The organism is Janthinobacterium sp. P210005, assembly GCF_036231865.1.
GTDB classification, from domain to species: Bacteria; Pseudomonadota; Gammaproteobacteria; order Burkholderiales; family Burkholderiaceae_D; genus Janthinobacterium; species Janthinobacterium kumbetense.
The window spans coordinates 110,975-124,580 of record NZ_JAZARC010000007.1 but is presented as its reverse complement, the minus strand read 5'-3'; the positions used below and the strand labels follow the sequence as shown (position 1 = coordinate 124,580).

Sequence of the window (13,606 nt, the reverse complement as noted above, 5' to 3'; positions counted from 1 at the left end):
GAGTTACTTGCCGGCGCGCGTGCGCGCCACGGCCGCTTCCAGGTTCGTCCAGGCCGGCTGGTGGCTGCGGCTGCGGCGCAGATAGGCGGCCAGCTGGGCCACGTCATTGTCCGTCAGCGAGGCGGCAAAGCCGGGCATCAGCACGCCGGGCATGGCCGCATCCTTGCTGATACCGTGCAATATCACCTGGATCAGGTTGGCGGGATCGGGCGCGCTGACGGCGCTGTTCAGGCTCAGTTCCGGGCGCAGGGCCACGGGCCGGCCGTCGCTGTTCGAGTGGCACGACGCGCAGGCAGCCACGTACAGGCTGGCGCCACGGTCGTTGTCGACCAGGCTGACCCTCTGCGAGCGGGCGATGCCGGCCTTGACCACGGCATCCGTATCGACCTGGCGTTGTTCAGCGCCGGCCACGCCGGCAAAATATACGGACAGCGCGCGGATATCGCTATCGGGCGAGGCGCCCATGCCTTCGTGCACGACGGCCGACATGGGCCCTGCCGCCACGCCGTGCAGGGCCGTCGCGCCCGTGCGCAGGAAGGCGTACAGCTCGTCCTGCGTCCATGGCAAGGGGGCCGAGTTGGCGCTGGTCAAGGCCGGCGCATACCAGTGGTCGATGGCCGCGCCCAGATAGGGCGAACCGGCCAGCTCGGCGCCCAGCGCATTGCGCGGCGTGTGGCAGGCGGCGCAATGGGCCAGGCCTTCGGCCAGGTAGCGGCCCCGGTTCCAGTCCAGTCCTTGCGCAGGATCAAGCTGGAAAGGCGCTGGCTTGAAAAACAGCAACTTCCAGCCCGCCTGTAGCGGCCGCAAGTTCAGGGGAAACGGCACGCTGTTGGCGGGCGCCATCGCATACACGGGCGGGCGCGTCATGAAATACGCGTACAAGGCCGTCAGGTCAGCCTCCGAGACGAGGTTGAAATGGGTGTACGGAAAAACGGGGTACAAATGGGCGCCATCGCGGCCCACGCCTTCGCGCATGGCCCGCTGGAAGGCGGCCAGCGACCAGCGGCCGATGCCCGTTTGCCGGTCGGGCGTGATATTCGTCGCGTAGATCGTGCCGAACGGCGTGGCCAGGCCGTGGCCGCCCGCGTAATCGGCGCCGTCCCTGGCCGTATGGCAGGCGGCGCAATTGCCCATGCCCGCCAGGATGCGGCCCCGCTCCACCACTTGCGGGGAAAATGCCGTGGCGGCAGGCGGATCGATGGGCGCCAGCGCGGGGCGCCAGTAATACAGATACGCGGCCAAGGCCGCCACGATGAGCAATGCCAGCGACAACAGCAGGCCGGTGAAGATTTTCTTGAGCAAAACAGGAACCAGTGAAAAGTAAAGGCCAGGGTGTAAGCAAGGCGCACGGGCCGCCGGCCAACGGCGGCGGTAACAGGGCCACAGTGATAATCTTACCGCGATTGTGACTTGTTGTATGTACGCAATGACACGCAGGCAACGCCGCAGGCGGGCTGCGCCTTATAATCAGCGTTTCAGCACGCCGCCGCTCCTTCATGCATACCGTTACCATCATCCTCATCCTCGTCCTGACCGTCGTCCTGTGCGGCTTTCTCGCCCGCTCGCGCTGGGTCAGGCTGCCGCTGCCCCTGATCCAGATCGCCGGCGGCACGGGATTGGCCTTGTTTGGCGTGCAAGTGCCGCTCGACCCCGACATTTTCTTCCTGCTCTTCATCCCGCCACTGCTGTTTCTCGACGGCTGGCGCATCCCCAAGGGCGCCTTCTTTTCCGACGCGCGCTCGATCCTGATGCTGGCCATCGGCCTGGTGCTGTTTACCGTGCTGGGCATGGGCTTTTTCATCGACTGGCTGATCCCCAGCGTGCCGCTGGCCGTCGCCTTCGCGCTGGGCGCCATCCTGTCGCCGACGGACCCCGTGGCCGTCTCGGCGATCGCCGCCGGCAACCCGATCCCGCCGCGCCTGATGCACATCCTCGAAGGCGAATCCTTGCTCAACGACGCTTCGGGCCTCGTCTGCTTCACGTTTGCCGTGGGCGCCATGATGACGGGCGGCTTTTCCATCGGCGCCGCCTCGCTGAGTTTCCTGCAGGAAGCGGGCGGCGGCATCGTCATCGGCCTGGCCATCTCGTGGGGCGTTGGCCTGGCGAATAAATGGCTGGTGAGCAAGGTGGGCGAAGAACCGGGCCTGCAAATCCTCATCAGCATCCTGATCCCGTTCGCCGCCTACCTGGGCGCCGAGCAAATCCACGGTTCCGGCATCCTGGCCGCCGCCACGGCGGGCGTATCCATGCATTATGCCGACCTGATCGGCCGCCCGCTGGCCGCCACGCGCACCCAGCGCAAGGCCGTGTGGGATACCGTGCAACTGGTCTTGAATGGCGTGATCTTCGTCATGCTGGGCGCGCAGTTGCCCGCCACCGTGGCCGGCTTGCCGGCCGCCTCCGCCGAAATCGGCGCCGGCAGCGCCTGGAAGCTGCCCCTGTTCGTCATCGCCATCACGGTGGGGCTGACCTTCATGCGTTTCCTCTGGGTCTTCATTTCCATGAAACTGACCCTGTTCAAGCACCACAAGAAAATCGCGGGCGAACCGAAGGATGCGGCGCTGCTGGCGCGCCCCAGCCTGCGCCTGCTGCTGGTGGCGTCGTTCGCGGGCGTGCGCGGCGCGCTGACCCTGGCCGGCATCCTGACCCTGCCCCTGTTCTTGCCCGATGGCAATCGTTTCCCGGCGCGCGACCTCGTCATCTTCCTGGCCATGGGCGTGATTCTGCTGTCGCTGCTGCTGGCCAGCGTCACCCTGCCCCTGCTGACCAAGGGCCTGGTGTTCGCGCCGCCCGCGCGCCGTTCGACGGAAGAGCGCAATGCCCGCGCCGCAGCCGCCGAAGCGGCCATCGCGCGGCTGGAAAAAGTGTGCGAAGGCATCGACAAGAATGACAAGCAGCAAGTCGTCACGGAAGCGGCCAACCGCCTGATCGAAGCCTACCGGCGCCGCCTCGCGTATGGCGAAAGCAGCAACGACGAGGCGATACGCTTGCAGGAACTGGCCAAGGCCGAGCGCGCGCTGCGCCTGGAAGCGCTGAATGCGGAGCGCGATGAACTGTTCCGCCGCCGTATTTCAGGCGAGCTGGACGACACCATCCATTTGCGCCTGCTGCGCGAAATCGACTTGCTGGAAGCGACACTGGAAGAATAGCAACACTCTGGCGTGCCACGGCAGTGTTGACAAGTAATTCTCATGGTAAAGAATGCAAGTTTTCACATTCGTGTTTATAATGCAAGGTTGTATGGCGTAGCGCCGTGATTTACTTTCAACCGGGACTTCCGTAGAGTCTGTGTTGCTGAGTAACAGTATAAGTAGCCACCCGACCCGAATAAAGACACCGACGCCGTGCCCTCTTCCCCCCGCCACCGGCAGCGCTCCGCGCCGCCAGCCCTGTTCGCTGTCGTGCTGCTGGCTTCGCTGCTCGCCGGCACCGCGCTGGCGCCGTGCGCGGCATGGGCGCAAGCGGGCGCGGCGGCCGACGCCAGGCGTCCCGCCGAGGTGGCCCAGGTCCTGTTTGGCATCGTCAGCTATGTGCGCTGGCCCGTGGCGCGCCAGGAAGTGCGCGTCTGCATGGTCGGTGCACCCCGCTACGGCGCGGCCATCGTCGACACGCCCGCCTCCAGCCTGGGCCAGCGCATCCGCGTGAAAATCCCGGCGCTGGCAAGCGCGGCCAGCGAATGCGACGTCGTCTACCTGGGCAGCCTGCCCGAGGGCGAACGCGAGCACTTGCTGGCGCAGCTCATCGGCAAGCCGATTTTATCGGTCGCCGAACCCGGCACGTCGTGCACCGTGGGCACCATGTTCTGCCTGCGCCTGAACGAGGCGCAGATCGGCTTTGACGTCAACCTCGACGCCATCGCCCGCAGCGGCCTGCGCGTGCATCCGAACGCCTTGCAAATTGCACGTCGCAAGGGACCGCCGCCATGAGCGCCCGCATGAGCACCAAGCCTGCCCGCACGCCCCGCCCTACGCTCGACAGCGTGCTGCGGCGCGCCCACCTGAGCGTATCGCTGATCGCCGTGCTGGCGGCCGGCCTGACCCTGACGGCCGTAGCGCTGCTGGCCCTGCGCGTGTATTCGGACCAGAACCTGCGCCTGGTGGCCCGCTCGATGAGCTACACGGTGGAAGGAGCCGTCGTCTTTGGCGATTCCCAGGCCGCCAGGGAAGCGCTGGCCTTGATAGGTGTCAATGAAGATATTGACCAGGCGCAGGTGAGCGACACGGCCGGCAAGGTGCTGGCCCGCTGGGAACGGGGGCAACATGGCACGCGCTACTACATCGAACGCGCGCTGACGGGCTGGATGCTGCCCGATTCGCTGACCTTCCCCATCACGCGCAATGAACAAGCCATCGGCAACATCACCCTGGTGCCGCACAGCCGCAGCCTGCTGCCCTTCCTGCTCAGCGGCCTGGCCTGCCTGCTCGCCTGCCTGGTGCTCAGCCTGGCCGTCGCCGTGCGCCTGTCGCGCCGCATGGAAACGGAAATCACGTCGCCCCTGCGCCACCTGGCGGAAACGGCCCACCGCGTGCGGCGCGACCGCTCGTTCGAACTGCGCGTGCCGCCAGCCAATATTGCCGAGTTGAACCAGATCAATGACGACTTCAACGCCCTGCTCGACGAACTGGAAGCATGGCAGAGCCATCTGCAAAAGGAAAACGCCTCGCTGTCGCACCGCGCCAACCACGACAGCCTGACGGGCCTGTCGAACCGCGCCTTCATGGAAGCGGAGCTGGAACGCGCCATCCTCGAAGCGCGGGTCGGCAATGGCAAGGTGGCCGTGCTGTTCCTCGACAGCGACCGCTTCAAATACATCAACGACACCTTCGGCCATGCCTCGGGCGACCGGGTGCTGGTGACGATCGCCGCGCGCATCAAGCAGCAATTGCGCGAGGGCGACCTGGTGGCGCGCCTGGGCGGCGACGAATTCGCCATCCTGCTCAAGCCGCTGCGCAACAGCAGCGACGCCATGCACATCGCCGACAACATCATCGCCGCCATGGCGCAAGCCATTGAACTGCCCACTGGTAACAGTATCGTCAGCTCGCTGACCATCGGCGTGGCCGTCTTCCCCGACCACGCCATCGACGCCGTCTCGCTGGTGGGCGCGGCGGATGAAGCCATGTACCGCGCCAAGCAGGCGCAGCGCGGCACGCGCCAGGTGGCGCGCCTGCCGCAACCCCATATTCACCCCTGAACCAAGGAGCAACACCATGCAATTTCTCTACAAACAATTACGCCGCGGCGTCCTCGGTCTGTTCATGCTGGGCCTGCTGGCCGCCTGCCAGAGCACGCCAGAAGTCAAACCGCTGTTCAACGCCGAGCAAGTCGCCACCTTGAAGGAGCAAGGCTTCAACCAGACCGACGAAGGCTGGGAACTGAGCTTTACGGACAAGCTGCTGTTCGAATTCGACGCCGCCAAGCTGACGGCACCGAGCCGCAACGCCATCCAGAAAATCAGCGCCGCCCTGCTGAAAGTGGGCATTACCCACATGCGCGTGGAAGGCCATACGGATAACGAAGGCACGGAAGCGTACAACAACAAGCTGTCGCTGGCGCGCGCCAACGTGGTGGCCGACGCCATGAGCGCATCGGGCATTCCGCGCGACAACATCACCGTCAAGGGCCTGGGCATGAGCAAACCGGTCGCCTCGAACGCCAGCAAGACGGGCAAGGCGGAAAACCGCCGCGTCACCGTCATCGTTTCGGCGCCTTGACCTTGCACTTGGACGTGCCCGCCGTGCGCTGGGTCGTGATGGGCGTGTCCGGCTGCGGCAAGAGCGCCGTCGGCAGCCTGCTGGCCGAGGCCCTGCAGGTGCCCTACGTGGAAGGCGACGACGTGCATTCCCCGCAAAACGTGGCCAAGATGGCGGCCGGCATCCCGCTCGACGATGCCGACCGGGCCGGCTGGCTGGCCGCCCTGCGCGAGCGCATCGCCACGGCGCGCGCGCAAGGCAGCGGCCTCGTCGTCTCTTGCTCGGCCCTGAAGCGCGCCTACCGCGACGTGCTGCGCGCAGGCGACCCGGCCCTGCGCTTTGTCCACCTGGACGGCCCGCGCGCCGTGCTGGAAAGCCGCTTGCAGCGCCCGGGCCACTTCATGCCCGCCAGCCTGCTCGACAGCCAGCTTGCCACCCTGCAACCGCTGCAGGCGGACGAGGCCGGCATCGTGCTCGATATCCGCCAGCCGCTGGCCGTGCTGCTCGAACGGATCCTGCAAACGCCCTGACTGGCGGCCGTGCGGCTGGACAGCCCGCGGCCCCCTGTGTAGACTGGCGCGCACTTTCATGAGGGATTTCTATGAGCACACCAACGACAAAACCAGCACCGGGCCCGGAATTCTGGGAACGCGCCGACCAGGTCATCGCCCTGGCCAATGAGCAATGCATGCACAGCGGCGGCAATGAAGTGGCCACCTCGCTGCTGTACGCGGCCGCCCGCTTCAACGCCTTCCTCGTCGCCAGCAAGAGCAACGACGTGGCCAAGATGCAGGCAGAGAAGGAAGGCGCCGTGGCCTTCTTCACGGAACAGTACAAGCGCATGCTGACCGACAACTTCAACGATTACATCACCAACTTCGACAAGTACACGCAACCGTCGTCGGCCCCCAAGGGCTGATGCCAACGGCCAGCCTGGACAGTCACCGCGTCCGCGCCAGCCACGCTGGCGAAGTGCTGGACGGCGTGGTGCGCTACGCACCGCTGCCATCGCTGTGGCTGACGGCCATGCTGGCCGGCGCCGTGACTGGCGCCCTGCTCTTCTTCAGCTGGACGGGCGTGGCGCTGTTTATCGTCAGCACGGCCATCGTCCTGCTGTTCGGCCACTCGCTGGGCAGCCACCGCAAACTGATCCACGACAGCTTCGCATGCCCGCAATGGCTGGAATATGTACTCGTGTACCTGGGCGTGCTGGTGGGCCTGAGCGGCCCGCTGGGCCTGCTGCGCCAGCACGAGCTGCGCGACTATGCCCAGCGCCTGCCCGATTGCCACCCCTATCTGCGCCACGGCGCCGGCTTCTGGCGCGATGCCTGGTGGCAACTCCACTGCCGCCTGGACCTCGACCGCCCGACCCACATCGCCATCGAGCCGCGCATCGCGCACGACCGTTTTTATCGTTTCCTGGAAAAAACCTGGATGCTGCAGCAATTGCCGTGGGCCATGCTGTTCTACGCCTGGGGCGGCTGGGGCTACGTCTGCTGGGGCGTCTGCGCGCGGGTCAGCGCCGGTGTGCTGGGCCACTGGCTGATCGGCTACTTCGCCCACAACCATGGGCAAATGCACTTTCATGTCGACGGCGCCGCCGTGCAAGGTCGGAATATCCGCCTGACCTCGCTGCTGACCATGGGCGAATGCTGGCACAACAACCATCACGCGTATCCGGGTTCAGCCAGGCTGGGCCTGCTGCCGGGCGAATGGGACCCGGGCTGGTGGATGCTGCTGCTGTTGCGGCGCCTGGGCCTCGTCTCCGGCCTGCGCCTGCCGCACGACTTGGCGCCGCGGCCGGAACTGCGCCAACGGCTGCCCGCCGATAGTTATTGACCAATCGTTCACCAATGCATATAGTGGAAGCAGATACGGGACATCCCGCCCCGCCGCACGCATTGCATACACACCATGGCCAGACCGCGCAACTTCGACGAAACGACCGTCATCAGCCAGGCTGCCGCCGTCTTTGGCAGCCTGGGCTACAACGCCGCATCGATCGATGACCTGGTCAAGGCGACCGGTTTGCTGCGCGGCAGCCTGTACAAGGCATTCGGCTCCAAGCGCCATCTGTTCGAGCGCGTGCTGACGCAGGCGCTGCAGCCTGGCTGGCCGGCGCGGGAAGAAGCGGTCGATTTGCTGATCATCGCCTTGAAGGAACTGGCGCCCTCCGACGCCGCCATCACGGCGCTGTGCCGCGCCGCCGTGCAGGACACGGGCGCCGGGACGGCCCGCCTGCTGGGCGAACGCCTGTTAAGCCATCTGGATCAACCACCAAAGGAGACACCATGCCTGTCCTCGAATTGAACGACGATGCACTGACCATCCGCCTGGCCCTGTGGGAAAAGCTGGCCTCCTTTCACGGCAACCTGCGTATTCCCCTGCAGCATGTGCGGGGCGCCACCGACGATGACGGCTTTCGCGGCACGGCACTGGGCTTGCGTGCCCCGGGCACCAACCTGCCTGGCGTCATTTCGGCGGGCACCTACCACAAGGGTGGCGACCGCCAGTTTGTCTTCATGACGCGCGGCACGCAGCCGCTGGTCATCGAATTGCAGGGCGAAAAGTGGGCGCGCCTGGTACTCGGCGTGCCTGACGCGCGCGCCATGGCGGCGCGCATCAATGCGCTGGCCACGGCGCCAGCTTGACGCATCAGCCCGGCTCGCCCGTCAGGTAATTGTTCTTCACGCGCACGTAGTGCTCGGCCGAATAGCGCAGGTAGGCGATCTCGGCCTCGGTCAGTGCGCGCACCTTGGCGGCGGGACGGCCCACGTACAAATGGCCGCTTTCCAGCACCTTGCCCGGCGACACCAGGCTGCCCGCACCCAGCATCACGTGTTTTTCCACCACCACGTCATCCATGACGATGCTGCCCATGCCGATCAGGCACTCGTCGCCGATGGTGCAGCCGTGCAAGATCACGGAATGGCCGATGGTGACGTACTTGCCGATGGTCAACGGTGAACCGTCGGGCTTGGCCGCATTCCTGTGCGACACGTGGCCCATGGAAAAGTCCTGGATATTGCTGCCTTCGCCGATGACGATGCGGTTGACGTCGCCGCGCAGCACGCTGTTGCACCAGATGGAACAGTCGTCGCCGATCTGTACGTCGCCAATCACTTGCGCCGTGTCATGCAGGTAGACGCGCTCGCCCAGTACGGGGCGGGTATTCAGGTAAGAGCTTACAGGCATTGTCTTCTCGTTTCTTTAACATTAAACAACAGATTTCACACCCAGCCGGCGGCCAGCGCAAAAATCGCCAACCCATGCGCGAGGGATGCGCCCAGCAAGCCGGCACGGCAATATACCAGCCCCGCCACCACGCCTTCGATCACGGTGAACACGAGGATGGGCGCGCCCACCTGCGTGACGGTGGTGGCGAGAAAAGCATGGCACAGGCCAAACAGCAGGCCCGACACCAGCGCCGCGCGCCAGGCCGGCAGCCAGGCGCGCAATTGCTGCTGCAGCAAGCCGCGAAACAGCAATTCCTCATAACAGTTGGCCGCCAGCGCAAAGCCCAGCAGCAAGGGCAGCGCGGATGGCGCAACGGGCGCCAGGGACGGCAAGCCGGACAGGGCTTTCAAGCCCGTCGCCAGGGCGATGATCACGCACGCGCCTGCCACGCCCAGCAACACGGACAGGGCCGGCCGCGTGCCCAGCCAGCGGATCTGGCGGCGCGCCTCGCTTTCCAGCCAGCAAGTACTCGCCACCAGGGCCAGCGACATGGCCCCCAGCGCCAGCAAGACCGGCGGCGGCGCCGTGAAACGCAAGCCGCCCGCCGCCACTTGCCAATAGCCGTGCGCCGTCATCGCGTCGCGCGCCAGCACGAAAAACAGCATGTGCACGAGCACGCGCAGCAGCGGCACCGTCCGGGGAACGGCCAGCAGCAAGGCGGCGCAGACGAGGAAGGCGGGCGTGATCGCCAGCAGATACTGCGCCAGGGAAGTGATCTCGGGCATCGTTCAATCGTTCAATCGTTCGATAGTGCCAACGGGCACGGGCGCAGCAATTGTATGCGGCGGCCGGCAACATGGGCAAGCTGTCCGGCGATGCCGCCGTCAAGCCGCCTTGCGCCAGCCATGCATCAGCCCATGCGCCGCCAGCCCGGCCGCCAGTCCCCACAGGGCGCCGCCCACGCCCAGCAGAGTCACGTTCGCGGCCGTGGCCAGGAAGGTGACCAGCGCCGTTTCGCGCATGCGCACGTCCGCCATCGCCTGCGCCAGGCTGTTGCCGATGGCGCCCAGCAAGGCCAGGCCCGCCAGCGCCGTGATGAAGGGGCGCGGCAAGACCGTGAACAGGCTGGCCAGGGTGACGCCGAAGATGCCCACCAGGATGTACAGCACGCCGCACGCCAGGCCCGCGACATAGCGCTTCGACGGGTCCGCATGCGCATCCTTGCCCGTGCAGATGGCGGCCGTGATGGCGGCCACGTTGAAGGCGTGCGCGCCGAATGGCGCCATGAGCAGCGAACCGAGTCCCGTCACCGTCAAAATGGGATTGGCGCTGACCTGGTAACCGTCATTGCGCAACACCAGCATGCCGGGCATGTATTGCCCAGTCAGGGTGATCAGGAACAGGGGCAGCGCCACGCCCAGCAGCGACGCCACGGAAAAGCGCGGCATCTCGAACACGGGCGCGGCCAGGGCCAGTGCGATGCCTTGCGTATCGATGCGCCCCTGCGCCAGCAGCAGGGCCAGGCCGATCAGCATGATGCCGACCACGGCAAAGCGCGCCGTGAAACGGCGCAGCACGGCGTACGACAGCAGCAATACCGCCACCAGCAGCGGATCGGCGCTGGCGCCGCCGAACGCGTTCACGCCGAATTGCAGCAGGATTCCGGCCAGCAAGCCGGCGGCGATGCCGCCCGGTATCAGCCGCACCAGGCGCTCGAAGGCGCCCGACATGCCCAGCAAGATGAAGGCGATGGCGGACACGATGTAGGCGCCGATCACCTCGGCATACGGCGTATGCGGCATGACGGTGGCCAAAAAGGCCACGCCGGGCGTGGACCAGGCCGTGATGATGGGTGCGCGGTAACGGTAGCTGAGCCAGATGCCCGTCACGCCCACGCCGATGCTCAGCGACCAGACCCAGGACGCCGTCTGCGCTGCGCTCAGCTGGGCCAGCTGGGCCGCCTGGAATACCAGCACGAAGGTGCCGCCATAGTTGACGAGGACGGAGATGAAGGCCGCCATGGCGGGGGACGCCAGGTCGCGCCAGCGCGCCCGTGTCGTGTTGTCGATCGAAGCCGATGATGTGGAACTGGTCTGCATGCGTGTGCCCTTGCCTGAGGTTCAAAAGGGGCATCTTAACGGCCACATGGACTGCTCAGGCAGGCCACTTTACGCATTCACAACAGACCACTTGAGCGCTCACCCCAGCGCGCGGGCCAGGCGGACGATGCCGCTGTCGATCTCGTGCGGTGTGAGCGCGGCAAAGCCCAGCAGCCAGCCGCCCCGCTCTGGCGGCCTCGCGTACAGCCGGCTCAGGCCCGGCAGCACGATGCCCGCCTGCGCCGCCAGGCGTATCGTTTCCAGCTCGTCCCTGCCGCCGTGCAGCAGACACGGCATCTGCAAGCCGCCCGGCGGCAGCTGCGCCGCGACCACGTGCGGCAAGTGCCGCTGCACGGCCTGCGCCATCGCATCGCGGCGCACGGCGTAGACCTTGCGCATGGCGCGCACATGGGCCGCGAAATGGCCATCGGCGATGAAACGGGCCAGCGTCAGCTGGTCCAGCTGCGGCGTGTGGCCGTCGAGGATGCTGCGCGCATACGTCATCGGCTTGACCAGCGCGGGCGGCAGCACCATGTAGCCGAGGCGCAGCCCCGGATACAGCGACTTGGCAAAGGTGCCAAGGTAGATCGTGCGCTGCTGCGTGTCGAGCCCCTGCACGCAAGCTGTCGGCAAGCCCGCGTAATGAAACTGGCTGTCGTAATCGTCCTCGACGATCCAGCCCTGGCGCTCGGCGGCCCAGGCAGTCAGGGCCAGGCGGCGCTCGAGCGCCAGGGTGGCGCCCGTCGGGTACTGATGCGAGGGCGTGACGTACACCGTGTTGGCCCCGCTGCGGTCCGCGCGCAGGTGCTCGATGGACAAGCCATGCGCATCGACGGGGACTGGCACGACCTGCAATTGCGCCATCTCGAACGCCTTGCGCGCACCGAAATAGCCGGGGTCTTCCATCAGGATGGGGCCGTGCGCGTCGGCCAGCACTTGCCCGCACAGGTACAGGGCCTGGCGCGTGCTGCTCAGCACCAGCACCTGGTCCGCCGTGGCCCGCGCGCCCCGCTCCAGGTTCACATAGTCGGCGATGGCCTGGCGCAGGGGTTCCGCGCCTTGCGGGTCGCCGTGCAACAGCACGCCGGCACTGTGTTCGCCGGCGGCCTGGCGCCGCAAGCGCTCCCACACGTCGAGCGGAAAGGCCCGCGTTTCCGGCAAGCCCGTGGCGAAGGCCTTCACGCTCTGCTGGTCGGCCACGCCGCCGCTGGCGAGAATCTGCGCGCCGCGCGCGCTGAGGGCCACCGGCTGCGCGGACAAGGGCGGCAACGCAGTCGCAGGCTTGCCCAGCAAGCTCGCGCCTATCGTCAGCGAGACAAAACTGCCCGATCCCGCCTGCCGCCGCACATAACCATCGAGGCGCAGCTGCGCATACGCCATTTCCACCGTCTCGCGCGACACGCCCAGCGACTGCGCCAGCGCGCGCGTGGCCGGCAGGCGCAGGCCGGGCGCCAGTACGCCGTCGAGTATCAACTGGCGCAGCGCGCGCTGCACCCGCACGCGCAAGTCGAGCGCCGCCAGTTCAGGCGCGGCGATGCGGATTTTCAGGGTGTCGAGTTCGAACTGCGGCGTCATATGGCCTTGACGCGGGCCGCATCCACGGCGGCCATGCTGCTGGCCAGCGAAAAGCCATGCTGCTGCAGCACCGCCACCAGCTGCTCGCCGGCGCAGCCCAAACGCAGGTTTTCCGCCACCCAGTCATGCCAGGCAGCGCCGATCTCCGGCATGGGTTCTTCTTCCAGCGTGAGACCGAGTATGCAGCTGGCCAGCAAACCGTTGATGCGCTTCGTGTCGATCAGGTGCTGCACCACCGCATGGCCCGACTGGGGATACGGGTGCAGGGTGCAGCGGCCGAATGCGGCCAGGCGCTGCGCGTGCATGGCGTCGAGGTTCACCGATTCGCTGGCACTGGCGCCCGCATTGGCGACGTCGGGCCGGGCCACGTCAGGCCGCGTGCCGAACACCAGGTGCAGCTGCGTATCGGCCGTCGCCCTGGCGCGGCACAGGGCGGCCAGGTCATAGTAGCCAGACGGTGGCGGGTCTTGCGCCAGCGACTCCATCACGGGCAGCCAGCGCAGCTCGTGGTACAGGCGCGCCTGCTGCACGTCCAGAAAAGACAAGGGTCCGAAGGCGACGATCTGCTGCGCCTCGAGCAGCAAGCCATACATGACGGCCGCGTACGCGCCCATGGACTGGCCAAGGGTGGAGACTTGACTCGGTGCGATGCGGCGCACCAGCTCGCGCAGGGCTTGCGCCGTTTCATCCACATGATTACCCAGGCCCGCGATGCGGCGGTGGTACCAGGCGTTGCCCGAATCGCGCACGAGGATCTTGTTCAGGTGCTGTCCGCTGGCCTGCTCCAGCTTGCGCAGGCGCCCGTAAAAATCGAAGGCGGGACGCGTCGTCCACGAAACAAAGCCAAAGGCGATCACCAGCGGCGCGCCCGGCACGATGCGGTCGACCAGCACGTCGTCGGCACTGGTGGCGACCAGTCGATTATCCAGCGCTTGCGCTTGCAGCATCGGCCCGGCTCCCGATCAAGGTTGAAACAGCAGAAAGCATGAGTGTAATGCCAGTACTGGCAAAATGGAAACATTCGCCGCTGCGGTACGCCAGCAGATACGGGAAAACTGCTAA

15 protein-coding genes are annotated in these 13,606 nt (G+C 66.5%); 9 read left to right on the top strand and 6 right to left on the bottom strand.

Annotation, left to right across the window (positions count from 1 at the left end; translation table 11 throughout):
- Nucleotides 1–3: 3 nt before the first annotated feature.
- Nucleotides 4–1,302 carry a cytochrome c gene (locus tag VPH40_RS24640; RefSeq protein WP_328574766.1) on the bottom strand — a complete coding sequence of 433 codons (1,299 nt, stop codon included), beginning with the start codon at nucleotides 1,300–1,302 and terminating at the stop codon, nucleotides 4–6.
- A gap of 194 nt (nucleotides 1,303–1,496) precedes the next feature.
- Between VPH40_RS24640 and VPH40_RS24635 the strand changes: the two genes are divergently transcribed.
- From VPH40_RS24635 to VPH40_RS24595, 9 genes are all read left to right on the top strand, one after another.
- On the top strand, nucleotides 1,497–3,149 hold the full coding sequence (locus tag VPH40_RS24635; protein ID WP_328574765.1) for a Na+/H+ antiporter: 1,653 nt from the start codon (nucleotides 1,497–1,499) through the stop codon (nucleotides 3,147–3,149).
- 195 nt (nucleotides 3,150–3,344) lie between these two features.
- Entirely contained in the window at nucleotides 3,345–3,926 is a 582-nt protein-coding gene (locus VPH40_RS24630; protein ID WP_289898996.1) for a YfiR family protein, read from the top strand.
- A gap of 8 nt (nucleotides 3,927–3,934) precedes the next feature.
- On the top strand, nucleotides 3,935–5,194 hold the full coding sequence (locus VPH40_RS24625) for a diguanylate cyclase domain-containing protein (RefSeq protein WP_289898997.1): 1,260 nt from the start codon (nucleotides 3,935–3,937) through the stop codon (nucleotides 5,192–5,194).
- A 16-nt stretch (nucleotides 5,195–5,210) separates the two neighbouring features.
- Nucleotides 5,211–5,714 (top strand): OmpA family protein, encoded by a 504-nt coding sequence (locus VPH40_RS24620; RefSeq protein WP_328574764.1) that lies wholly within the window; start codon nucleotides 5,211–5,213, stop codon nucleotides 5,712–5,714.
- Between the two features lie 38 nt (nucleotides 5,715–5,752).
- A complete protein-coding gene (locus VPH40_RS24615) occupies nucleotides 5,753–6,223 on the top strand; it encodes a gluconokinase (protein WP_328574847.1) in 471 nt (156 codons plus the stop codon).
- Nucleotides 6,224–6,294: 71 nt separating this feature from the next.
- Nucleotides 6,295–6,612 (top strand): DUF3144 domain-containing protein, encoded by a 318-nt coding sequence (locus VPH40_RS24610; RefSeq protein ID WP_092712778.1) that lies wholly within the window; start codon nucleotides 6,295–6,297, stop codon nucleotides 6,610–6,612.
- Entirely contained in the window at nucleotides 6,612–7,532 is a 921-nt protein-coding gene (locus VPH40_RS24605) for an acyl-CoA desaturase (protein ID WP_328574763.1), read from the top strand. Before VPH40_RS24610 ends, VPH40_RS24605 begins: the two co-directional genes overlap by 1 nt.
- Nucleotides 7,533–7,607: 75 nt before the next feature.
- Complete coding sequence (locus VPH40_RS24600) at nucleotides 7,608–8,003, top strand: helix-turn-helix domain-containing protein (protein WP_328574762.1); 396 nt, start codon at nucleotides 7,608–7,610, stop codon at nucleotides 8,001–8,003.
- Nucleotides 7,985–8,344, top strand: coding sequence for a hypothetical protein (locus tag VPH40_RS24595; protein ID WP_099664554.1), 360 nt, complete (start codon nucleotides 7,985–7,987; stop codon nucleotides 8,342–8,344). The genes VPH40_RS24600 and VPH40_RS24595 overlap by 19 nt, the downstream gene beginning before the upstream one ends.
- 4 nt (nucleotides 8,345–8,348) lie before the next feature.
- Here VPH40_RS24595 and VPH40_RS24590 read toward each other — a convergent pair whose 3' ends face one another.
- From VPH40_RS24590 to VPH40_RS24570, 5 genes are all read right to left on the bottom strand, one after another.
- Nucleotides 8,349–8,888, bottom strand: a complete 540-nt coding sequence (locus tag VPH40_RS24590; protein ID WP_099664555.1) for a gamma carbonic anhydrase family protein — start codon at nucleotides 8,886–8,888, stop codon at nucleotides 8,349–8,351.
- Between the two features lie 35 nt (nucleotides 8,889–8,923).
- The gene (locus VPH40_RS24585) at nucleotides 8,924–9,655 is read right to left on the bottom strand and encodes a CPBP family intramembrane glutamic endopeptidase (protein WP_328574761.1); all 732 of its coding nucleotides are present in this window, start codon (nucleotides 9,653–9,655) and stop codon (nucleotides 8,924–8,926) included.
- Nucleotides 9,656–9,754: 99 nt separating this feature from the next.
- A complete protein-coding gene (locus VPH40_RS24580) occupies nucleotides 9,755–10,891 on the bottom strand; it encodes a benzoate/H(+) symporter BenE family transporter (protein WP_328574846.1) in 1,137 nt (378 codons plus the stop codon).
- A gap of 177 nt (nucleotides 10,892–11,068) precedes the next feature.
- On the bottom strand, nucleotides 11,069–12,544 hold the full coding sequence (gene pdxR, locus VPH40_RS24575; protein ID WP_328574760.1) for a MocR-like pyridoxine biosynthesis transcription factor PdxR: 1,476 nt from the start codon (nucleotides 12,542–12,544) through the stop codon (nucleotides 11,069–11,071).
- Nucleotides 12,541–13,491, bottom strand: coding sequence for a hypothetical protein (locus VPH40_RS24570; protein ID WP_328574759.1), 951 nt, complete (start codon nucleotides 13,489–13,491; stop codon nucleotides 12,541–12,543). Before VPH40_RS24570 ends, pdxR begins: the two co-directional genes overlap by 4 nt.
- Nucleotides 13,492–13,606: the final 115 nt, after the last annotated feature.

Bases quoted from the DNA above. Each gene is read 5' to 3' on its own strand.
- VPH40_RS24635 (WP_328574765.1), top strand. From the start codon at position 1,497: ATGCATACCGTTACCATCATCCTCATCCTCGTCCTGACCGTCGTCCTG.
- VPH40_RS24625 (WP_289898997.1), top strand. From the start codon at position 3,935: ATGAGCACCAAGCCTGCCCGCACGCCCCGCCCTACGCTCGACAGCGTG.
- VPH40_RS24620 (WP_328574764.1), top strand. From the start codon at position 5,211: ATGCAATTTCTCTACAAACAATTACGCCGCGGCGTCCTCGGTCTGTTC.
- VPH40_RS24615 (WP_328574847.1), top strand. From the start codon at position 5,753: ATGGGCGTGTCCGGCTGCGGCAAGAGCGCCGTCGGCAGCCTGCTGGCC.
- VPH40_RS24610 (WP_092712778.1), top strand. From the start codon at position 6,295: ATGAGCACACCAACGACAAAACCAGCACCGGGCCCGGAATTCTGGGAA.
- VPH40_RS24605 (WP_328574763.1), top strand. From the start codon at position 6,612: ATGCCAACGGCCAGCCTGGACAGTCACCGCGTCCGCGCCAGCCACGCT.
- VPH40_RS24600 (WP_328574762.1), top strand. From the start codon at position 7,608: ATGGCCAGACCGCGCAACTTCGACGAAACGACCGTCATCAGCCAGGCT.
- VPH40_RS24595 (WP_099664554.1), top strand. From the start codon at position 7,985: ATGCCTGTCCTCGAATTGAACGACGATGCACTGACCATCCGCCTGGCC.
- VPH40_RS24590 (WP_099664555.1), bottom strand. From the start codon at position 8,888: ATGCCTGTAAGCTCTTACCTGAATACCCGCCCCGTACTGGGCGAGCGC.
- VPH40_RS24585 (WP_328574761.1), bottom strand. From the start codon at position 9,655: ATGCCCGAGATCACTTCCCTGGCGCAGTATCTGCTGGCGATCACGCCC.
- VPH40_RS24580 (WP_328574846.1), bottom strand. From the start codon at position 10,891: ATGGCGGCCTTCATCTCCGTCCTCGTCAACTATGGCGGCACCTTCGTG.
- pdxR (WP_328574760.1), bottom strand. From the start codon at position 12,544: ATGACGCCGCAGTTCGAACTCGACACCCTGAAAATCCGCATCGCCGCG.
- VPH40_RS24570 (WP_328574759.1), bottom strand. From the start codon at position 13,491: ATGCTGCAAGCGCAAGCGCTGGATAATCGACTGGTCGCCACCAGTGCC.